We start from the raw sequence: 22,261 nt of genomic DNA on the forward strand, positions 1-22,261 counted from the left end.
CGCGCCCCACCTCAATGGAAATCCCGCGACGGCGGCAGGATGCGGACGTTGCGGGGGTGGCGGATTTTTTGCGCCGCCATATCGGCGTGGTCGCGCCGGTCGTCGTTGAGCGGCTCGACCACAGTCGCGCCTGATGGCGCCGGATGCTTGCGGCTCAGCGCATCGTTGGCGAGGCCGACCAGATCGTGCGAGCGGTCGATCATGCGCTGCGCGATCAGATGCGTCACCTTTTCGGGGCTGCTCTGGATGTAGCCCTGAACCTCGATGAGGCGCGCGCCCATCACCTCCTTGCGATACTGCTCCATGACCTTGGGCCAGACCACGACATTGGCGATGCCGGTTTCGTCCTCCAGCGTCATGAACACGACGCCGCTGGCGCTGCCCGGCCGCTGCCGCACCAGCACCACGCCGGCACAGCGAACGCGCCGCCGTTCGTTCTCGTGGCTGATCTCCTTGCAGGCGACAATGCGCTCGCGCGAAAACATCTCGCGCAGGAATTCCATCGGGTGGCCTTTGAGTGACAGCCGGATGGTCTGATAGTCGGCAACGACCTGTTCGGGACGCGGCATCACGGGGAGCGGTTTTGCGTGCTCGTCCGGCTGCTCGCGCGCGGTGGCTGCTTCGAACAGCGGCAGCGCCACGTCGTCAGGCAGGCGTCGCACCTGCCACAGCGCCTCGCGGCGGTCGAGCCCGAGCGAGCGGAACGCGTCGGCATCGGCGAGCAGGATCAGCGCGCGCTTGGGCAGACCCGTGTCGCGGGCAAAGTCTTCGAGCGAGGTGAAGGGACGGCGGTTGCGCGCCTTGATGATGCGGTCGGCCCAGTCTTCTTTTTTGTCATTCCGGGGCGAAGCGCCAGCGTCGAACTCTGGTGCGCACATGCGCACCTGAGAATCTCGAGATTCCGGGTTCACGCTTCGCGTGCCCCGGAATGACAGCTGCAAGCGTTTCAGCCTCTCTTCATCCTCATCCAGCCAATGAAAGCCGTCGATCTGGCGAAAGCCGAGACGCACCGCGCAATATCTGCCGTCAGTATTCTCCAGCGTGTTCTGCGCAAAGCTGTAGGACACATCGATCTCACGGACCTCGACGCCGTTCTTGCGGGCATCGCCGACGATCTGCGCAGGCGCGTAAAAGCCCATCGGCTGCGAGTTCAACAGGCCGCAGCAGAATGCGTCGGGATGATGATATTTCAGCCACGAGGAGATGTAGACGAGCTGCGCAAAGCTCGCGGCATGGCTCTCCGGAAAACCGTAGGAGCCAAAACCCTTGATCTGGTCAAAGCAGCTTCTGGCGAAGTTGGCATCATAGCCGCGCGCGACCATGTTGCCGATCAGCTTCTCCTCGTATTGGCCGATGGTGCCGACATTGCGGAAAGTCGCCATCGAGCGGCGCAGGCCATTGGCTTCCTCGGGGGTGAATTTCGCCGCCTCGATCGCGATGCGCATCGCCTGTTCCTGGAACAGGGGCACGCCCTTGGTCTTGTGCAGTACCTTGTAGAGCTCGTCCGCGGGACCGTGCTCGGGTGATGGCGAGGGATACGTCACCTTCTCCAGATTGTTCCGACGCCGCAAATAGGGATGCACCATGTCGCCCTGGATCGGCCCCGGGCGCACGATCGCGACTTCGATGACGAGATCGTAGAAGGTCCGCGGCTTCAGGCGCGGCAGCATGTTCATCTGGGCGCGGCTCTCGACCTGGAACACGCCGAGCGACTCGCCGGCACACAGCATGTCGTAAACCTTGGGGTCATCCTGCGGAACGGTCGCAAGGACCCAACGTTTGCCCTTGTGCTGGTCGATCAGATCGAAACATTTCCTGATGCAGGTCAGCATGCCCAGCGCGAGCACGTCGACCTTCATCATATTGAGTGCATCGACGTCGTCCTTGTCCCATTCGATGAAGGTGCGATCGTCCATCGCCGCATTGCCGATCGGCACATAGGTGTCGAGCCGGTCCTGGGTCAGCACATAGCCGCCGACATGCTGGGACAGATGGCGCGGGAATTCGATCAGCTCGGTCGCAAGTTCGACCGCAAGGTTGATCATGGGATTTTGTGGATCGAGCCCGGCCTGCCGGACCTGCATGTCGTTGAGGCCCTTGCCCCAGCTGCCCCAGACGGTGTCGGCGAGCGCAGCGGTAACGTCCTCGGTCAAGCCGAGCGCCTTGCCGACGTCGCGGATGGCGCTGCGCGGGCGGTAGTGGATGACGGTGGCGATGATCGCGGCGCGGTGGCGGCCATAGCGGCGATAGACATATTGCATCACCTCCTCACGCCGCGAATGCTCGAAATCGACGTCGATATCGGGCGGCTCCAGCCGCTCCTTGGAGATGAAACGCTCGAACAACAGATCGACCTTGGTCGGATCGACCGAGGTAATGCCGAGCACGTAGCAGACGGCCGAATTCGCCGCCGATCCCCGCCCCTGGCACAGAATGTTCTGGCTGCGCGCGTAATGGACGATGTCGTGCACGGTGAGGAAGTAATGCGCGTATTTCAGCTCTGATATCAGCGCGAGCTCTTTCTTGAGCGTTGCACGCAGCTTGTCGTCGATCTTGCCGCCAAAATATTTGTCGACGCCTGCCCAGGTCAGATCCTCCAGATGTCCCTGCGCGGTCTTGCCCGGCGGCACCGGCTCATCAGGGTATTGGTATCTGAGCTGGTCGAGCGAGAACTCGATCCTGTCCGCAAAACGCATGGTCTCCGAGATCGCCTCTGGGACATCACGGAACAGCCGCGCCATTTCGCGGGGCGTCTTCAGAAAGCGCTCGGCATTGGCTTCCAGCTTGCGTCCGACCGCCTCGATCGTGGTCTTTTCCCGGATACAGGTGAGCACGTCCTGGAGGGGACGCCGGCCGGGATCGTGATAAAGCACCTCGTTGGTCGCGAGCAGCGGCACTTTTGCTTTGGCGGCGAGATCGTCGAGCCGCGCCAGGCGGCGGCGATCGTCGCCGCGATAGATCAGGCTCGCCGCCAGCCACACGCCCTCGGCGCGGCTTGCTTTCAGCTTTGCAAGCACATCCAGCGCTTGCGCATCATCGAACCGGTGCGACAGCGTCAGGATCAGGAGCTGGCCTTCCGCAAACTCCAAGAGATCAGCGAAGCCGAGATGGCACTCGCCCTTCTCGATCCGGGTGATGTCGTCGCCGCGCTTGCCGCGGGTCAGGAGCTGGCAGAGCCGGCCATAGGCGGCGCGATCGCGCGGATAGACGAAAATGTCGGGTGTGCCGTCGATGAAGACGATGCGCGCACCGATCAGCAGCTTTGGCTTGTGCAGCACCTTGTCATTGCCGAGCTCGTTCCAGGCCCGCACCACGCCGGCGAGCGTGTTGTGGTCGGCAATGCCGATCGCGGGAATGCCGAGCTTGCTGGCCTGATGCACATAGGCGCGCGGATCCGATCCGCCGCGCAGGAAGGAGAAATTGGTGGTGATGCCGATCTCGGCATAGGCAGGAATGTTCATGCGAAGAGACCGTGCACATACCAGCGAGGCGGAGCGGGCTCGCCGTCGGCGTCGACCACCTCCCCTTCATAAAGACCGTCGCGGAAAATCCAGAAGCGCAGGCCTTCGGCGTCCTCGATGCGGAAATAATCCCGCGTCAGCTGCTTGCCGTCCTGCCGCCACCATTCCATCGCGATGCGTTCGGGTCCTTCCACCCGCACCACCGCATGTTTCGCGCGCCGCCAGGTGAATTGATGCGGCGGGCCATCGGGCACGGTCGCGAACGGCACGCTGACCGGCTCCGGCTGGTCGAACAGCCTGAGGGGGCGCAGCGGCGGCTCGCCCTCGGCACGATCTGGCCATTCGGCCTGCATGGCGGCAGCGAGATGATGCTGGGCTGGCGCGGCCAGCACCGCCTGCTCGGGGATATGGGTATCCTGCGGCAGATGCACGACGACGCGCTTTCCGCCGATCCGCGCGGCAATGCGGTCGATCAGCGCGGCGAGCTCGTCATTGTCATGGACATGGGCATCGAGATCGCGCTGCTCCTGCACCACGATCTCGGTGCGGCTCGCCGACAGCCGCACCATGTCGAAGCCGAAGCCGGGATCGAGCGGATCGGCGAGCGCATCGAGCCGTTCGCGGAACAGCCGGTCAATGACGGCGCTTCGCGTCACCGGACGCCCGGTCTCGACCATGATCGCGCGCACCACGCCGTCGGTGCGGAAGAACGCAGCTTCCAGCCGCCGCGCGCCCTTGCCCTGCTTCTCCATGGACGCGATCAACGTGTCAGCGAGCCGCGACAGCGTCATCGCGATCATGGTGTCGGTCGCGATCGGCTCGGCAAAGCGTTTTTCCACGATGTAATCGGGCAGCGGCTTGCGCGGGCTGATCGGCGCATCGCCCTGCCCCAGCGCATGCGCGAGCAGCGTGGAAAACCGCGCGCCGAACCGCGCCGTGATTTCGGAGGCGTTGCGCGATGCGACATCGCCGATGGTTTTCAGGCCGGCGCGGCGCAGGCCGGTGGTGATCGCTTCGTCCGCACCGAGCGCGGACACCGGAAACCGGTCGATCGCCGCCGCCTCTTCGCCATCGGCAACGATGCTGCCCGTGGCCTGCCGCGTCAGCGTGCGCGCGCAGACCGACGTGCCGGCGATGGCCGCACTGACGGCAAAGCCTTGTCGACCGAGCGCCCGGACCAGCGTCTGCAACAAGGCAGCCTCGCCGCCGAACAGATGCGCGCAGCCGGTGATATCAAGGAACAGCCCATGCGGCGGATCGAGCGCCACCAGCGGGGTGAAGCGGTCGCACCAATCGGCGATGTCGCTGAGCGTCTTCGCATCAGCCACGACATCGGCGTCGAACACTTTCAAATCTGGGCACATCGCCCTCGCATTGGCCAGCGGTTGGCCGATATACAGGCCGAGGCGCTCTGCGGCCTCGTCCAGCGCATGGATTACCAATGCATTGACGTCCTTGATGACGACAATGTTCGGCTCATTGTTATTCTTACCCAGCCCGGCGCTGCTGAAGAAGCGCTGGATCCGGTCGATGGGCAGGCGCGGCAGCCACAGGCTGAGGATACGCCGACGGTTCACTGAACTGGCGCTCATCACATTTCCATTCCATGATCCACCGGCCACACGGGCCATGACGATTGCGCAACAGCTCGACATCGAAGCGCGGCGCGCCCCAGACATCCCAAACCGATCCTGGCGGTGAATGCGCCGCGCGCAGCATCCAGCGCGTCTCCGCGGTTGACGGCAGCGGCTGCGCCGCCATCCGCAGCAACAGGCCAGTGACGCCTGAGCCTTGCGCAGCCAGCGTCAGCTTGCGGCTCGCCACCAGGTCGAACTGTCTGATCTCGCCCCAGAGCTCGAGCACGACGGCGCCGAGCGCATCGCAGGCGAGCGCATCGGCCGAGGTGCGCAGCGCGCTCTCCACGTCAGCCGCACGCACCATCACCACGCGGCGCGGATCGAGGCCGAGCTCGGCGAGCCCGCTCATCGACAGCGCGCCGGTCTCGATCTCCGAGAAATCCTGCCGCACCCATAGCAGCGGCCGCTGCGTCGTGACGCGGCCCGCAAGCCCGGTGACAAAGCCCGTTGCGGCCGCGCCCTGGCGCCCTTCGCAAAACACCTCGTGGATCGCCGCGCGCGCGAGCCCGCCTTTCAGCGCGCGGTCTACTTCGCCGTGACCGAGCGCGACGCGGTCGTGGTGATGCGTCTCGATCCGTTCGATCTGGCTGCGCAAGGTCGCAAGCGCGCTCATGCGTGCGCCGCTCATGCTCGCCGCTCCTCAAAGATTGATGCCGTGGCTTTCAAAAGAAGAACCAACGGCTGGCTCATTTGTTCATGATATGTTCTAATATAAAGCTAACGGCAGCCGAAGAGTCAATCGAATTGGCGCGCCAAAGATTCATGAGCGGAATCAAAGAGATTCAAACATGGACATACAACGCAAGCTGGAAATTCTCGCGGATGCCGCCAAGTACGATGCCTCCTGCGCCTCCAGCGGCACCGAGAAGCGGGATTCCAGCGACGGCAAGGGCATGGGCTCGACTGCGCCGGCCATGGGCATCTGCCATTCCTACGCGCCGGACGGACGCTGCATCTCGCTGCTCAAGGTGCTGCTCACCAACGCCTGCAATTACGATTGCCTCTATTGCGTCAACCGCGCCTCCTCCAACGTGCCGCGCGCCCGCTTCACCATCGACGAGGTGGTCAAGCTGACGCTGGACTTCTACCGGCGCAATTACATCGAGGGACTGTTTCTCTCCTCCGGCATCATCCGCAGCCCCGACTACACGATGGAGCAAGTGGTGAGCGTCGCGCGAAAGCTGCGCGAGGAGCATCACTTCCGCGGCTACATCCATCTCAAGACAATTCCGGAAGCTGACGATGCGCTGATCGCGGAGGCCGGCAAATATGCCGACCGTCTCTCCATCAACATCGAGATGCCTGAAGCCGCGAGCCTGCAGCAATTCGCGCCCGAGAAAGACGTGCGCGCGATCCGCCGCACCATGGGCCGGCTGCGGCTGAAGCTCGACGAGGCCGAGGAAGGCCGTAACGAAAAAACAAAGGCAAGACCGCAGCGTTTCGCGCCGGCCGGCCAAAGCACGCAGATGATCGTCGGCGCCGACAGTGCGAACGATCACACCATCCTCCACACCAGCGCCAATCTCTACGGCTCCTACCGGCTGCGGCGCGTCTACTACTCCGCCTTCAGCCCGATCCCCGATGCCAGCCGCGCCTTGCCGCTGGTGCAGCCGCCTTTGCTGCGCGAGCACCGGCTCTACCAGGCCGACTGGCTGATGCGTTTCTACGGCTTTGACGTCGGCGAGATCGTCGACGACAGCGCCATGCTGTCGCTCGATATCGATCCGAAGCTTGCCTGGGCGCTGCGCCATCGCGACCGCTTCCCGCTCGACGTCAACCGCGCCAGCCGCGAGGAGCTGCTGCGGGTGCCGGGCTTCGGCACCAAGGCGGTCGAGCGCATCATCGCGACGCGGCGCACCACCACGATCCGCCTCTCCGACCTGGCGCGGCTGCACGTGCCCAGGCACAAGGCGCTGCCGTTCATCATTCTCAGCGATCACCGCCCTTCGCCGCATCGTCTCGATGCTGCCGGACTGATCGAACGATTCAAGCCGAAAGCAACGCAATTGGGGTTTGGATTCTGATGCAGTACATGACCCTCGACAGCGAAACCGATTTCGACGGCTGGCGCAAAGCCGCCCGCAGCCTCGTGCTTCATCATGTGCGGCCCACTGACGTCACCTGGGCCGTGCAAGGCGGCGAAGCGGAGTTGTTTGCGCCGCCCGCACCGTCGCCGATCCTCGAAGTGAATGACGGCACGTTCAATGTATCAGGCAAATTCGTCGATCTCGCAAAATCGGCAATCCTGCATCGCGATCGCGAGCGCTTTGCGATCCTCTATCGGCTGCTCTGGCGGCTGAAGGACAATCACGATCTGCTCGAGGTCGCGACCGATCCTGATGTTGCGCTGGTCACGGCGATGGCACGCGCGGTCCATCGCGACGAGCACAAGATGCACGCCTTCGTACGCTTTCGCGAGATCGGCCGCGAGCGCGACGCCCATTACGTCGCCTGGTTCGAGCCGGAACATCACATCGTCGAGCTCGCGGCGCCCTTCTTCGCAAGACGCTTTGCCGACATGCCCTGGTCGATCCTGACGCCCGATCTCTGCGCGCATTGGGACGGCCATGCGCTCTCGTTCACGCCGGGCGTGAGCAAGAGCGAAGCACCGGGCGAAGACCGGCTGGAGGAAACCTGGCGGCGCTATTACGCCAGCATCTTCAATCCGGCACGCCTGAAGGTGAAAGCGATGCAGACGGAGATGCCGAAAAAATACTGGAGGAACCTGCCCGAGGCTTCGATCATTAAGCCCTTGATCGAGGACGCCGAGCGCATGACCGGCGCCATGATCGCCAACGCCGCAACCGATCCGCACAAGCCTCAGAAACGGCCGGAGGCTCCGATGAAACGTAAACCTGCCGCCGACGATCTCGAAACGCTTCGCGAAGAGGCTGCGCATTGTCGCGCCTGCCCACTCTACAAGAATGCGACGCAGACAGTGTTCGGCGAAGGCCCTGAGAACGCCACCATCATGCTGGTCGGCGAGCAGCCCGGCGACAAGGAGGACCTCGCCGGCCATCCCTTCGTCGGCCCGGCCGGCCAGATGCTCGACCGCGCGCTTGCGGAGGCCGGCGTCGACCGCAAGAAGGTCTATGTCACCAACGCCGTGAAGCACTTCAAATTCGTGCCGCGCGGAAAGATCCGCCTGCACCAGAAGCCGGCAACACCAGAGATCAAAGCCTGCAGGCAATGGTATGAGCGGGAAGTTTCGGCAATCCAGCCCAACCTCATCGTTGCGATGGGCGCGACCGCCGCGCAAAGCGTGTTCGGCAAGATCACGCCCATCGGCAAGACCCGCGGCCGGCTCATAGACCTCACCGACGGACGCAAGGCTCTTGTGACGGTGCATCCGTCCTATTTGCTGCGGTTACCCGATCCCGAGGCGAAGGCGATGGAATATCAGCGCTTTGTCGAAGACCTGAAGATTGCCGCCGCGTTGCAGAAGAAAGCCCCGCGCGCCGCCTGACGCGGCTCCGATGCGCAGCAACAGGCCGTAGAGAACTCCCGCCTTTTCAACCGCCTGTCACATGCCGCGCGCAAAATCGGGGCCTTGGGACAGGAGAATTTCCAATGAGTGACGTTGCTTTGCCGGGCTCGATCGAGCCTGCCTTGAGTAAGGGGCCAGACCTCAATCGTGGATTTCATCCGCTCACCGGCGTGATCTACATGGGCGTGATCGCCGCCGCGTTGCTCTTCGTCGCCTACAGCATCTGGGTCGACGTCGATGCCTCCGGCGCCCAGGTCAAGACCTTCGCTCCGTTCCTCCTGCTCTTCGTCGCGCTCCTGATCGCACTCGGCTTCGAGTTCGTGAACGGCTTCCACGATACGGCCAACGCCGTGGCGACCGTGATCTACACCCGCTCGCTGCCCGCCCACCTCGCCGTGGTGTGGTCCGGCATGTTCAACCTGTTCGGTGTGCTGCTGTCCTCGGGCGCGGTCGCGTTCGGCATCGTCTCGCTGCTGCCGGTCGAACTGATCCTCCAGGTCGGCTCCAGCGCGGGCTTCGCGATGGTGTTCGCGCTGCTGATCGCCGCCATCATCTGGAACGTCGGCACCTGGTATTTCGGCCTGCCGGCCTCGAGCTCGCACACCCTGATCGGCTCGATCATGGGCGTCGGCATCATGAACGCGGTCCTGCATGGCCGCAGCGGCACCTCCGGCGTCGACTGGACCCAGGCCACCAATATCGGCAAGGCGCTGCTGCTGTCGCCGCTGTTCGGCTTCGCGCTCGCCGCCGGCCTGCTGCTGATCCTGCGCACCGTGTTGCTGCGCGCCACGCCCGCTCTGTTCGGCGAGCCGAAGGGCGACCAGCCGCCGCCTTGGTGGATTCGCGGCATCCTGATCCTCACCTGCACGCTGGTGAGCTTCTTCCACGGCTCCAATGACGGTCAGAAGGGCATGGGCCTGATCATGCTGATCCTGATCGGCACGGTGCCGACCGCCTACGCGCTCAACCGCGCGCTGCCAGAAAGCCAGATCGCCACGTTCATCCAGAACTCGGAAGCCGCCAGCAGGATCATCGAGGGCAAGGCCGCCGGCTACAGCGTGATCGGCAATCCGCGACCGGCCGTGACCAACTTTGTCGCGCAGCGCGAGGTCACTGGCGGTACGTTCCCATCGCTCGCCGTGCTGGTGCGCGACATCGCCAAGCAGGTGAGCACCTACGGTTCGCTCGCCAAGGTGCCCGCCGACCTCGTCGGCAACACCCGCAACGACATGTACCTCGCATCGGAAGCGCTGCGCTTCCTGATGAAGGACAAGGAAGCCGAGCTCAGCGCCGCCGACGTCGCCGTGCTCAACGCCTACAAGGGCTCGCTCGACAGCGCGACGAAGTTCATCCCCGGCTGGGTGAAGATCGTCGTCGCCATCGCGCTTGGTCTCGGCACCATGGTCGGCTGGAAGCGCATCGTTGTCACCGTCGGCGAGAAGATCGGCAAGACGCACCTGACCTATGCGCAAGGCGCCTGCGCCGAGATCACCGCGGCCGCCACCATTGCCGCCGCCGACGTCTACGGCCTGCCGGTCTCGACCACCCACGTGCTGTCATCAGGCATCGCCGGCACCATGGCCGCCAACGGCTCAGGCCTGCAATGGGCGACGATCCGCAACATCGCCATGGCCTGGGTGCTGACCCTGCCGGCCGCGATGATCATCTCGGGCGTGCTGTACTACCTGTTCTCGCACGTGTTCTGAGCCGCGAGAGACATGCCAACAAAAAGGGCCCGTGCGATGCACCGGCCCTCTTCAGTTGTGCCTCAGCTCAGCGCGTCATGACGCTGCGAGCTGTTCCTCGACCAGCTTGACCCAGTAGGACGTGCCGAACACGATCGCCTCGTCGTTGAAATTGTAGGCGGGGTGATGCAGGCCGGCGCTGTCGCCGTTGCCGCAGAAGATGAAGGCACCGGGGCGCGCTTCCAGCATGTAGGCAAAATCCTCGCCGCCCATCATCGGCGACATCTCCACCACATTGGTATCGCCCGCGACTTGCCTCGCGATACGCATCGCTACCTCGGTCTGCGCGGCGTGATTGTTCACGACGGGATAACCGCGCTTGTAGTGCAGGTCGATCTTTGCGCCGGTGATCTGGGCGACGCCCGCCACGACTTCGCGCACCCGCTTCTCGACCAGCTTGCGCACATCAGGCGTCAGCGTGCGGATCGTGCCCCGCAACGTCGCCGTTTGCGGAATGACGTTGCGGGCATTGCCGGCGTGGAATTCGCAGATCGAGATCACGGCCGATTCAAGGGGATCGACGCTGCGCGAGACGATCGACTGCAAGGCGGTGATCAGCTGCGCGCCCACGAGAACGGAATCGACGCATTTGTGCGGACGCGCGGCATGGCCTCCGAGGCCCTCGATAATGAAATCGACCTCGTCGGTCGACGCCATGATCGGGCCGGGCCGGATCGCGAAGGAGCCGATCGGAATGCCGGGGCCGTTGTGCATGCCGTAGACCTGCTCGATGCCGAAGCGCTCCATCATGCCGTCCTTGACCATCGCCGCTCCGCCGGCGCCGCCCTCCTCGGCCGGCTGGAAGATCACGACGGCGTCGCCGGCGAAATTGCGGGTCTCGGCGAGATAGCGCGCGGCCCCTAACAGCATCGCAGTGTGGCCGTCGTGGCCGCAGGCGTGCATCTTGCCCGGCGTCTTCGAGGCGTAAGGCAGGTTGGTCTGCTCGTCGACAGGCAACGCGTCCATGTCGGCGCGCATGCCGATCGCCTTGAGCCCCTCGCCGGCGGGCTTCTTGCCCTTGATCACGCCGACCACGCCGGTCTGGCCAATGCCGGTCACAACCTCGTCGCAGCCAAACTCGCGCAGGCGATCCGCCACGAATGCTGCGGTGCGGTGGACGTCATACAGCAGCTCGGGATGCTGGTGGATGTCCCGCCGCCAGGCCTGGATATCGGGTTGAAGGTCGGCGACGCGGTTCACGATGGGCATGGAGGATCTCGAGCTCTGTTGAAAATACAAGCCCGTCTACCATGCAAGCGCCAGTCCACCTAACTGCCGCAGATCGAGGGTAGCCCTGTCCTCTCGTCATGGCCGGGCTTGTCCCGGCCACCCACGTCTGCCTATTAGGACAGAAAGCGCGTGGATGCCCGGGACAAGCCCGGGCCTGATGCCTGGTGGGATGGAAAGCAGAAATGCCAAGGCGGCTCGAAGGTGAGTTTGACTACATCGTCGTCGGCGCCGGCACGGCCGGCTGCATCCTCGCCAACAGGCTGTCGGCCGTATCAGCAAACCGCGTCCTCATTCTCGAGGCCGGGGGTGACGACAACTGGATCTGGTTCCACATTCCGGTCGGCTACCTCTTTGCCATCGGCAATCCGCGCGCCGACTGGATGTTCAAGACCGAGGCCGAGCCAGGCCTGAATGGCCGCTCGCTCGCCTATCCCCGCGGCAAGGTGATCGGCGGCTGCTCGGCGATCAACGCCATGATCTCGATGCGCGGCCAGGCTGCCGATTACGATCATTGGCGCCAGCTCGGCATGACCGGCTGGGGCTACGATGACGTGCTGCCGCTGTTCAAGCGGCTGGAAGACCACTTCCTCGGCGCCAGCGAGCATCACGGCGCCGGCGGCGGCTGGCGCATCGAGGCGCCGCGGCTGTCCTGGGATGTTCTCGACGCCGTCGGCGATGCAGCCGAGGAGATGGGCATCAAGCGCATTCCTGACTTCAACACCGGTGACAACGAGGGCACCAGCTATTTCCACGTCAACCAGAAGCGCGGCCGGCGTTGGTCGTCGGCGCGCGGCTTCCTCAAGCCGGCCTTGAGGCGTCGCAATCTTCGGCTCGAAATGCATGTGCTGGTCGACCGCCTGATCATCGAACAGGGCCGCGCCGTCGGCGTGCGCTTCTTCCAGAACGGCGAGATCGTCGAGGCACGTGCAAAACGCGAGGTGATCCTCTCCGCGGGCTCGATCGGCTCGGTGCAGGTGCTGCATCGCTCCGGCATCGGGCCGGCCGACTGGCTGTCGCCGCTCGGCATCGACATCGTGATGGACAAGCCCGGCGTGGGGCGCAATCTGCAGGACCACCTCCAGCAGCGCGCGATCTACAAGGTCGAGGGCGTGCGAACCCTGAACGAGACCTACTACAACCTGTTCCGCCGCGGCCTGATGGGTCTCGACTATGCCTTCCGCCGCCGTGGCCCGCTGACCATGGCGCCGTCGCAGCTCGGCATCTTCACGCGGTCTGACGCAACGCGCGCGCGCGCGAACATCCAGTTCCACGTGCAACCGCTGTCGCTCGACAAGTTCGGCGATCCCTTGCACCGCTTCCCGGCGATCACGGTCAGCGCCTGCAATCTCCAGCCGACCTCGCGCGGCACCGTGCGGCTGCGCTCGGCGAGCCCGGACGACAAGCCGATCATCGCGCCGAACTATCTGTCGACCGACGACGACCGCCAGGTCGGCGCCGACGCGATCCGCACCACGCGCCGCCTGATGCAGCAGAAGGCGCTGGCGAAATATCGACCGACAGAATATCTGCCTGGACCCACCGTCGGAGACGACGACGCCTCGCTGGCAAAAGCCGCCGGCGACATCGGCACCACCATCTTCCATCCCGTCGGCACGGCCAAGATGGGAGCGGCGAACGATCCCATGGCCGTCGTCGACGAACGCCTGCGCTTCTATGGCCTCGGCGGCCTACGCGTCGTCGATGCCTCGATCATGCCGACGATCACCTCGGGCAACACCAATACCCCGACGGCGATGATCGCCGAGAAGGGGGCTGCGATGATTTTGGAGGATGCGAAGTAGTAGCCCTGCCATTGCTCTCGTGCCCCCGGACGCAGCGCAGCACGCAGTGATGCGCTGCTGAGCCGGGGGCCATCTCACGGCGCGCCGCTCGGCTTTCTGTTGGGTCCCGGCTCTGCGAAGCAACGCTTCGCGTTGCAGCGCGTCCGGGCCACGAAACTACCTCACGAAATCGTCATCGCATTCGGGAATAAGTCCTCCCCTCCCCCGATCACCTCCCCGAAGCCCAATTCAGGGCCAAGGGAGACGTTGCGATGAGCGGACACAATCATGGGGACGACGGCGTCAGCCGCCGCAAGGTGCTCGAATGCATGACATGGGCCGGCACCGGGGTGCTCTGGACCATCACTGGCGGCGTGCCGCGCTCGCTTGGCATCATCGATTCCGCTGAGGCCGCAACGGCCGCCGCGCCCGGCATGACCTTCCTCCAGATCAGCGACAGCCATGTCGGCTTCGACAAGCCGGCGAATCCCAATGCGCTCGGCACGCTTGAGGAAGCCGTAGGCAAGATCAATGCGATGCCGGCCAAGCCGTCGTTCATGATCCACACCGGCGACATCACCCATCTGTCCAAGGCAGCCGAGTTCGACAATGCCGACCGCATCATCTCGCAGTCCAAGCTGGATGTGCACTACGTGCCCGGCGAGCATGACTTCCTCGACGAGGAGGTGAAGTTCTATCGCGATCGTTACGGCCGCGGCACCAAGGGACAGGGATGGTACTCCTTCGATGCCGGCGGCGTGCACTTCATCGGGCTCGTCAACGTCGTCGATCTCAAGGCCGGCGGTCTCGGCAATCTCGGCACCGAGCAGCTCGCCTGGCTCGAGGACGACCTCCGCGGCAAGTCGAAGTCGACGCCGATCGTGCTGTTCGCCCATATCCCGCTCTGGACCGTCTATCCGGAATGGGGCTGGGGCACCGAGGACGGCGGCCGCGCGCTCGAATACGTCAAGGGCTTCGGCTCGGTCACCGTGCTCAACGGCCACATCCATCAGGTGATGCAGAAGGTCGAGGGCAACGTCACCTTCCACACCGCGCGCTCCACCGCCTTCCCGCAGCCGGCGCCCGGCACCGCCGCCTCGCCCGGGCCGATGAAGGTCGAGGACGCCAAGCTCCGATCGATGCTCGGGGTCGCCAGCGTCAACTTCAAGCAGAACGAGCAGCGGCTCGCCATCATCGACACGCCGCTCCAAGGTTGATCCAAGGTTGAAGAGAAGCTGACCATGAAGACACTCAATCGCCGCGACTTTTCCGTCGCTGTGGCCGCGGCCATCCTGCTCCCCGTCACGATCGCCCGTGCCGACGACAACGCCATGGAGGTGCATATCGACAATTTCGTCTTCCAACCGCCGGAGCTCAACATCAAGCTCGGCACGACCGTGACCTGGACCAACCGGGACGACATCCCGCACACAGTGGTGTCGGCCGGCAAGTTCCGGTCAAAAACCCTGGATACCGACGACAAGTTCACGTTCACCTTCACCGACGCGGGCGACTACAAGTATTTTTGTTCGTTGCACCCGCACATGACCGGGATGATCAAGGTTGAGTAACGTCTCCAACCAAGGCATCTCTGTCTTGCCCGGCCGGTGGTCGCACACCGGCCGGGCTCGCGCGCCTTCGGTCAGGCCCCAAAACGACGCGAAACACGAAACGACGGACCAAACGCAGCAAGAGGCAAAGCGAGAGGCGATGCCCGTCAGCGACGATTTCCAGAAGGCGCAGCGCTTCCGCGAGGCGGCACTGCCCTATCTTGACGACGTCTACACGCTCGCACGCTATCTCCTGCGCGACGCCTCCGACGCGGAGGACGCGGTGCAGGAATGCTATCTGCGCGCGCTGAAGCATTTTGACAGCTATCGCGGCCCGGCGATGAAGCCGTGGCTGTTCGCGATCCTGCGCAATGTCTGCAACGCCGAATATGCCAGGCGCGCGCATTCGCACGCCGCGATCGAGGATACGCCGGGCGCGGCCGACCAGACGCCGATGTGGCAGGAGAGCGAGGCAAGCCCGGAGACCGAGGTGCTACGCAATCGCGACGCCGGCGCCATCCGCAAGATGATCGACGCGCTCGCCGAGCCGTTCAAGGAAACCTTCGTGCTGCGGGAGATCAACAACCTGTCCTATCGTGAAATTGCCGAAGCCGTTGGCGCCCCCGTCGGCACCGTGATGTCCCGCCTTGCCCGCGCCCGCGCCATGCTGCGCGCGGCCTGGACGGCGGAAGAGGAGCACCCGAAATGACCTGCGACGAAGCAAAAATCCTGCTTCACGCGCTGCTCGACAACGAGCTTGATGCCGGCCACGCGCGCGAGGTCGAAGCTCATATCGCCGCCTGCCCGGCCTGCGCGGCCGAGTTCGCGGCCCAGCGAGAGATGAAGCGCGTACTGGCCGACACCAACCTGCGCTACAGCGCGCCTGCCAGCCTCCGGACTCGTATCGAGGCGTCGATCCCGCAAGCGCGGCCGCAGCCCAGCCGACGCTCGGTGCTGCGCGGCTTTGCGATGGGTTCAGCGGTCTCCGCACTCGCCGCTTCAGGCGTCGTTGCTGTCGTGCTGCGCCAGGACGACCAGCAGCGCATCCTCTCGGAGGTCGTCTCCGCGCATCTGCGCTCGCTCCAGGCGGGCCATCTCATCGACGTGGTCTCGACCGACCAGCACACGGTGAAGCCGTGGTTCAACGGCAAGCTCGACGTCGCCCCGCCGGTGATCGACCTCACCGCGCAAGGCTTTACGCTGGTCGGCGGCCGGCTCGATTATATCGATGCGCGCGCCATCGGCGCGGTCGTCTACAAGCGCCGGCAGCACATCATCAACCTGTTCGTGTCGCAGACCGCGAGCACCGAGCATCGGCCACCGAAGACGCAGACCATGCAGGGCTTCAACTGCCGCCGCTGGGGCGAGCGCGGCCTGAACTTCTGGGCCATCAGCGACATCGGCGGCGACGAACTCAGCGAGTTCGTCGACAAGTTCGAGGCGGCGATGAAGGCGAATGTGGAGGGGTAGCAGCGCTCGATAACGAGGCGCAATCACAACTTTCGATTGCGGGGTCAGAGGCGCGCTGCTAATTCAACGCCATGATCCGCGCTCTTTTTCTCGCTGCAGCCCTTGCCTGGACGATCGCCGCATCCGGGCCGGCAGCAGCCCGGGACGGACTCGCCACCACGATGCGCGCCGTCCTCTACGAGGAAGACCTGAGCGATCCGAAAGGTCACCGCGTAGAGGGACAGATCACCTGGCAGGTCGAACCGACGACCGATGCCTCGGCGCCATCAGACGACGTCACGATACGCGGCACCGTCGAGATACCCTCGCGAAAACTGCAAATGACGCTCACCATCCGACGCAATTTCGATTCCGCGTTGCCTGCCACTCATACGGTGCAGATCGAGGTTGGCCCAGGCTTCACCGCCGGTCGGATCAAACAGGTCCCGGGCCTTCTGATGAAGGCCAACGAGCAGGCCAAGGGCGCGCCCCTTGCCGCGCTCTCGGTGAGGGTCGCCGACGCGCATTTCCTGATCGGCCTGTCCGCGGTGCCGCAGGATGCGTCCAAAAATTCGCTGCTGATCCGAAGCAAAGACTGGATGGACATCCCGATCCTCTTTGCAACGCAACGCCGCGCCATTCTCGCGATCGAGAAGAACGACGATGTCTCGCCGATGTTCAATACGGTGTTTGCGCATTGAGCTGGACACGGCCTGACGCGGCCGAGCGAACGGCCTAAAGCGCGATGAGATCAGGATGAATCGTGATCGCGCTTTAGGTTATTGTTTGAGCATGATCTTTTCGGAAAACCGCTTCGCACTTTTCCGGATCATGCTTTACGCCGACCGTCGCACCGCGTTGTCCACCAGCGTCTTGCCGAGCGACCAGATCGCACCGGGGACCTTGTGGCTGCCGGCGATCACGTCGTCGAAGGCGCGCTCGATCCAGCTGCAGTCTTCTTCGGTGATGGTGAGCGGCGGCAAGAGCTTGATGGTGTGGCTGCCGTGACCGGCGACCTGGGTCAGGATCTTGTGATCCTTGAACAGCGGCACCGTGATGAGCTGGCAGAACAGGCCCTTGTTGGCGGCCTCCAGCACGTTCCAGGAGGCGCGCAGGCGCAGCGATTTCGGCGGACCGAACTCGATGCCGATCATCAGGCCCTTGCCGCGCACTTCCTTCATCAGCTCGTAGCCGGGGACCATGCGGGTAAGCGCGAGGCGAAGCTCTGCGCCGCGCTTGGCGGCAGCCTCGATCAGCTTCTCGGACTCCATCACATCGAGAGTGGCAATACCTGCGGCCATCGCCAGGTCGTTCTTGGAGAACGTGGAACCGTGCACCACGGCACGGTCCATCTGATTAAAAATCTTGTCGAAGATGCTCTTGCGCGTCAGCACGGCGCCGACGGGGACGTGGCCGCCCGACAGTGACTTCGACAACAGCACCATGTCGGGCTCGACATTCCAGTGCTCGACCGCGAGGAAGCGGCCGGTGCGGCCCATGCCGGTCTGGATCTCGTCTGCGACGAACAGCGTGCCGTATTTCTTGCAGAGTGCGGCCGCGCCCGGCAGGAACTCGTCGGAGGGCATGTTGACGCCCTTGCCCTGGATCGGCTCGACGACGAAGGCAGCGACCTCGCGCGAGGCCAGGGCCTTCTCGAGCGCGGCGAGATCGTTGAACGGAACCGAGGTGCAACCCGGCAGTAGCGGCTCGAAGCCGGTGCGGAAGTTCGAATCGCCGGTCAGCGACAGCGCGCCATAGGTCAGGCCGTGATAGCCGTGCGCGCAATAGACGATGCCGGGGCGCCCGGTCGCGCCGCGCGCGAACTTGATCGCGGCCTCGACGCATTCCGCGCCGGAATTTGCGAAGAAGGCCTTGTCGAGATAGGGAACATATTTGAGGAGCCGCTCGGCGAGCACGCCGGCCAGGGTCGAGACGTCGAATTGAACGAGATTGGGCAGATCGGCGTCAAGCACGCTCTTGAGCGCCTCGCGCATGACAGGATGATTGCGCCCGATCGCAAACACGCCAAAGCCGGACAAGAGGTCGAGATAGCGTGCCCCCTCGCGATCGTAGAGGTACTGCCCCTGCCCCTTCTGGAAGCCGACGTCGTAGCCGATGGTCTTGAGAACCCGGACGAACTGCTCGTTCAGGTACCGATTATGCAGGGTGCTGCGCTGGGCCTGACGGTCCGCGAACAACTGGGACATGTCTGGATTTGGACTGTTCATCCGCTACATACTTCGGTTGAGGGCCGCTTCGTCAACTGAAAACGGTCAGCAAACGGAAAAGGGTCTGTGCGGCCTTTTGCCCTTTTTCGGACCATCTTCGCAAGCACAGCTTTAGACCATGTTGCACTGCCGAGGAACACATATGCGTTTGGCAATTTACACCGGAATTATACTGGCAGGTGGTTACGCCGGCCTGACACCTGCGCTTGCCGCCGATCCGACCGGCGACTGGCGGGTCGCCGACGGCGTCGCCAATATCCGTGTCGCGCAATGCAATGACAGCATGTGGGGCGCGGTTTCCTGGGAAAAACAGCCTGGCGGCCGCGACGAGAACAACCCGGATGCCTCAAAAAAGAACAGGCCGACACTGGGCATGGCGACCCTGATCAACATGAAGAAGACGCCCGGCGCCGAGCAATGGGAAGGTCAGGTCTACAACGCCAAGGATGGTCAGATGTATAGTGCGACCATCACGCCAAATGGCACCGACCAGCTCGAGATCAAGGGTTGCGTGCTGGGCTTCCTGTGCGGCGGCGAGACCTGGACCCGCGTTGGTCCGCCGATCCCCCCGAGCACCGCCAACGCCATGGCCAAGGGCCCGCCAAAAACCACCGGTGCAGCGCCCAAGTCTGCGCCAGCGCCGGCTGCCGCGGCACCTGCGCCGACGGCGGCCGCTCCGAAGAGTGCGGCCGCGGCGAAGCCGGGTCAGAAAGGCGCCACTGACCCGGTCGGCGACATCTGCCTACTCCCTGAGATTGCGGGGTTTGCCCATTAGGGCCGGCTGGAACAGCAGCACTGCGGCAAGCGTCGTCACCAGAGAAAGTGCGAGCAGCTTGCCCATGCTGGACGTGCCCGGATGGCTCGACAGCCACAGACTGCCGAACGCCGTCGCCGTCGTCAGCGCGCTGAAAAAGATCGCGCGCGTCAGGCTGGTCTGAAGCAGGTTTGTCCTGCCGGACCGCCACGCGACGACATAGTAGATCTTGAACGCGACACCGACGCCGAGCAACAGCGGAAACGCGACGATATTGGCAAAGTTCAGCGGCAGGCCGATCAACACGCAGATCTCGAGCGTCACTGCACCTGCAACCAACAGCGGCACCAGCGTCATCAGCACATCCACAATGCGACGGAGCGTGATCCACAGCAACAGGCCGATCACCAGCAGCGCATAGATGCCGGCATGGATGAAGGCGTTCACCACGGTGTCGCCGGATTTCAGGATCGAGACGGGTCCACCAATTGCGGTCGGCTCGGCAGCGAGCACAGCTGCCGCAAACTTGCGCAGCGTATCGTTGTCGTTCGGATCGCCCTTGGGCTGGGCCTCGACGCGAATGATGCCGTCCTTGCTCTTCCAGGCGCTGACGAGATCCGGTGGCAATGAGTTCAGGGTCACCGGCCCGGCCTGCATCGCGTTTCTGAGCTGGTCGAACACGATCTTCATCGGCGTAACGAACACATCCTGCGCCTTGTTGCGGGTCGCTTCATCCGAGTTGGCGAGCTTCTCCAGGGCGTCCGCGAGCCTACGCGAGGCAACCGCACCGGGCCCCTTGGCGTCGCCCGCGGTCCGGCGGAGATTCCCGACCGAGGATTTCAGCGACTCGACGTTCTCCTGGTCCGACGGCGCTGCATCGACCTGGTCCGGATTGAGCGCGGGGTTCAGCACCTTGGCGCCTTGCGCGATCAGCTTCAGCTTGGGCTCCTGGTCCTCAGGCACGAAACTGTTGAGCGACATCACCCGCAATACTTCCGGGACCTTTTCGAGCCTCGCCTCAACTTGCTGGGCCTGCTCTTCCGACGTGACCATCACGTTGATGGCGTTGGCGCCGGTGTTTGGATCCTTGCGCAGGTCGAGGAATGTTGCGATCGATTCCGCGTGCGGATTGCGCAGGTTCATCGGGTTGAAGTCGAACTTCATGAAATAGAGCAGCGGCAGGCCGGCGACCGCGAGCAGCAGCGTGCCACCGACGACCAACACGCGGTGCTTCTCCAGGAAATGATCGAGCGGCGCCAGGAAGGCGTAGCCCACCGGCTCCTTCTCGCCGGGCGGGTTGAGCAGTTTGAGCAGCGCCGGCAGGACGGTGATCGAGGAGATGAACGCCACCAGCATGCCGACGCCGGCGATCTGGCCGAGTTCGGCGATGCCCTTGTAATCGGTCGGGATGAAGCAGAGGAAGCCGGCTGCGGTCGCCATCGCAGCGAGCGACAGCGGGATCGCGGAGCGTCTGGCGGCAAGCACCAGCGCCTTGCGGAGATCATCGACCTTGTAACGCTCCGAGCGGTAGCGGACGCTGTACTGGATGCCGAAATCGACGCCGAGGCCGACGAACAGCACGGCAAACGCGATCGACAGCAGATTGAGCGAGCCGACCATCATGAGGCCGGCGGCGGTGGTGATCGCGAGGCCGACGAAGAGATTGACGAACACGGCGAAGATGATCTTGGCCGAATGCAGCGCCAGCCACAGGATGAACAGCACGACGAGCACCGTGCCGACGCCGTTGACGACAGCACCCTCCTGGACGGTGGCGTATTCCTCGTTGGCGATCGGCACTGGGCCGGTCAGCCGCACGCGCGCCTGGTATTTGGTTGGGAAATTGAGGTTCGCCGCCGCCTTGCGGATCGCATCGGTGGCATCCTTGCCGGGCTCCAGCGCGTTGTAGTCGAGGATCGGCTTGAACTCGATGAAGGCGCGCTTGTCGGAATCCTTCAGCGGCTCGTCGCTGACGAGCTCGCGCCAGGAGAAGACCGCATTGCCTTTGTTGAGCACGGTCTCGACCGTCTGTGCGATCTGGTTGAACGGCCGCTCGGTGCTGTCGAGCTTGACCTCGCCGCGCTTGACGCCGGCAAGCCCGGTCTCCAACGCGCCGGTCAGGCCGCGGATCGAGGGATCGCCGGCCATGATCTCGATCAGGGGCGCTGCGGATTCGAACTGGCTGGTGATCTTGGCGACCTCCTCGGTCGGCAGGAACAACAGGCCGTTCTTCTCGAAGAACTCGCCGGTGCCAAGCTGCTGCATCGACTGGAAGTGGGTCTTGTCGTCCTTGAGCTTGGCAAACAGCGCCTTCGCCGCCGCGTTTACCATCTCCGGCGTCCTGGCCTCAACAACCGCGAGGATCGTGGCGTCGCGATCGAAGGCTCGGTCAAACTGCTGATCGCGCTGGCGCCAGTCCAGATTCTGGGCAATCAGCGAGTTGATGTCGGTGTTGATGGCAAAGTGCTTGGACGTGTAATAGCCCGCCCCCACCGCCAGCAGGAGCCCGAGAACGACGACGAGGGAGGCAAACCGGGTGCAGGCCCTGACGATGGCAACGACTACGCTTTGCAGCACGTATTTTCTTTCTGGTGTTAACAGCTTGCCGGAAACGCCCGCTGTTTATCGGAGTTCCGGAGCGAAACCTATTGCTGTTTTGAGTGGTTCTCAGCGGAACAAGGTTCGATGTGAACGCCGGGAGACCGTGGCAAAATCATGCGGGACGGCCGGTATAGCCGGAGACTTGAGGCGGCAAAGTGACGGAGGAGTGGGCACAAACGTCGCCGTCCGGCTCTTGTAGGCCGACTACTATAATACCTTGACCGGCACTGCCGGGAACCAGCAGCTCTATTCCCACCTTTCCTTATTGCCGATTTTTTGACACAAAGTGCTGTGCCTGCATGCGACCAGGCCCCGATGGGGGTGGGCAGTTACCGCGG

General features: G+C 63.9%; 16 protein-coding genes. 10 read left to right on the forward strand and 6 right to left on the reverse strand.

Annotation, left to right across the window (positions count from 1 at the left end; genetic code table 11):
- Positions 1-11 precede the first annotated feature (11 nt).
- The 3 genes from XH80_RS33650 to XH80_RS33660 are packed head-to-tail and all read right to left on the reverse strand — an operon-like array spanning position 12 to position 5,726.
- Positions 12-3,461 (reverse strand): error-prone DNA polymerase, encoded by a 3,450-nt coding sequence (locus XH80_RS33650; RefSeq protein ID WP_271602306.1) that lies wholly within the window; start codon positions 3,459-3,461, stop codon positions 12-14.
- Positions 3,458-5,053 (reverse strand): Y-family DNA polymerase, encoded by a 1,596-nt coding sequence (locus XH80_RS33655; protein WP_271602307.1) that lies wholly within the window; start codon positions 5,051-5,053, stop codon positions 3,458-3,460. Before XH80_RS33655 ends, XH80_RS33650 begins: the two co-directional genes overlap by 4 nt.
- Entirely contained in the window at positions 4,950-5,726 is a 777-nt protein-coding gene (locus tag XH80_RS33660; protein ID WP_271602308.1) for an ImuA family protein, read from the reverse strand. Before XH80_RS33660 ends, XH80_RS33655 begins: the two co-directional genes overlap by 104 nt.
- A 160-nt stretch (positions 5,727-5,886) precedes the next feature.
- On the opposite strand from XH80_RS33660, the gene XH80_RS33665 reads away from it, so the two are divergent.
- The 3 genes from XH80_RS33665 (at position 5,887) to XH80_RS33675 (ending at position 10,291) form a co-directional block, all read left to right on the forward strand.
- Positions 5,887-7,122, forward strand: a complete 1,236-nt coding sequence (locus XH80_RS33665) for a putative DNA modification/repair radical SAM protein (RefSeq protein WP_271602309.1) — start codon at positions 5,887-5,889, stop codon at positions 7,120-7,122.
- Positions 7,122-8,564, forward strand: coding sequence for a UdgX family uracil-DNA binding protein (locus XH80_RS33670; RefSeq protein ID WP_271602310.1), 1,443 nt, complete (start codon positions 7,122-7,124; stop codon positions 8,562-8,564). Before XH80_RS33665 ends, XH80_RS33670 begins: the two co-directional genes overlap by 1 nt.
- A 104-nt stretch (positions 8,565-8,668) precedes the next feature.
- Positions 8,669-10,291, forward strand: a complete 1,623-nt coding sequence (locus XH80_RS33675) for an inorganic phosphate transporter (protein WP_271602311.1) — start codon at positions 8,669-8,671, stop codon at positions 10,289-10,291.
- 75 nt (positions 10,292-10,366) lie between these two features.
- Here the strand turns inward: XH80_RS33675 and XH80_RS33680 are convergent, their stop codons facing one another.
- A complete protein-coding gene (locus XH80_RS33680) occupies positions 10,367-11,539 on the reverse strand; it encodes a M20 aminoacylase family protein (protein ID WP_271602312.1) in 1,173 nt (390 codons plus the stop codon).
- Between the two features lie 203 nt (positions 11,540-11,742).
- On the opposite strand from XH80_RS33680, the gene XH80_RS33685 reads away from it, so the two are divergent.
- The 6 genes from XH80_RS33685 to XH80_RS33710 all read left to right on the forward strand — a co-directional run bounded on the left by XH80_RS33685 (position 11,743) and on the right by XH80_RS33710 (position 17,041).
- A complete protein-coding gene (locus XH80_RS33685) occupies positions 11,743-13,362 on the forward strand; it encodes a GMC family oxidoreductase (protein WP_271602313.1) in 1,620 nt (539 codons plus the stop codon).
- A 251-nt stretch (positions 13,363-13,613) separates the two neighbouring features.
- On the forward strand, positions 13,614-14,558 hold the full coding sequence (locus tag XH80_RS33690; protein WP_271602314.1) for a metallophosphoesterase family protein: 945 nt from the start codon (positions 13,614-13,616) through the stop codon (positions 14,556-14,558).
- Positions 14,559-14,582: 24 nt separating this feature from the next.
- On the forward strand, positions 14,583-14,912 hold the full coding sequence (locus tag XH80_RS33695; protein ID WP_271602315.1) for a cupredoxin domain-containing protein: 330 nt from the start codon (positions 14,583-14,585) through the stop codon (positions 14,910-14,912).
- Between the two features lie 139 nt (positions 14,913-15,051).
- The gene (locus XH80_RS33700; protein WP_271602316.1) at positions 15,052-15,600 is read left to right on the forward strand and encodes a sigma-70 family RNA polymerase sigma factor; all 549 of its coding nucleotides are present in this window, start codon (positions 15,052-15,054) and stop codon (positions 15,598-15,600) included.
- On the forward strand, positions 15,597-16,361 hold the full coding sequence (locus XH80_RS33705; protein ID WP_271602317.1) for an anti-sigma factor family protein: 765 nt from the start codon (positions 15,597-15,599) through the stop codon (positions 16,359-16,361). Before XH80_RS33700 ends, XH80_RS33705 begins: the two co-directional genes overlap by 4 nt.
- 71 nt (positions 16,362-16,432) lie before the next feature.
- Positions 16,433-17,041: a hypothetical protein gene (locus XH80_RS33710; protein ID WP_271602318.1), complete on the forward strand. Its 609-nt coding sequence runs from the start codon at positions 16,433-16,435 to the stop codon at positions 17,039-17,041.
- A gap of 135 nt (positions 17,042-17,176) precedes the next feature.
- Here the strand turns inward: XH80_RS33710 and hpnO are convergent, their stop codons facing one another.
- Positions 17,177-18,568: an aminobacteriohopanetriol synthase HpnO gene (hpnO, locus tag XH80_RS33715; RefSeq protein WP_220003766.1), complete on the reverse strand. Its 1,392-nt coding sequence runs from the start codon at positions 18,566-18,568 to the stop codon at positions 17,177-17,179.
- Positions 18,569-18,710: 142 nt separating this feature from the next.
- On the opposite strand from hpnO, the gene XH80_RS33720 reads away from it, so the two are divergent.
- A complete protein-coding gene (locus XH80_RS33720; protein ID WP_271602319.1) occupies positions 18,711-19,343 on the forward strand; it encodes a DUF2147 domain-containing protein in 633 nt (210 codons plus the stop codon).
- Here the strand turns inward: XH80_RS33720 and XH80_RS33725 are convergent.
- The gene (locus XH80_RS33725) at positions 19,311-21,899 is read right to left on the reverse strand and encodes an MMPL family transporter (RefSeq protein WP_271602320.1); all 2,589 of its coding nucleotides are present in this window, start codon (positions 21,897-21,899) and stop codon (positions 19,311-19,313) included. The genes XH80_RS33720 and XH80_RS33725 overlap by 33 nt on opposite strands.
- Positions 21,900-22,261: the final 362 nt, after the last annotated feature.

Origin of the sequence: Bradyrhizobium sp. CCBAU 45384 (assembly GCF_028128665.1) — a bacterium.
Lineage (GTDB): Bacteria > Pseudomonadota > Alphaproteobacteria > Rhizobiales > Xanthobacteraceae > Bradyrhizobium > Bradyrhizobium manausense.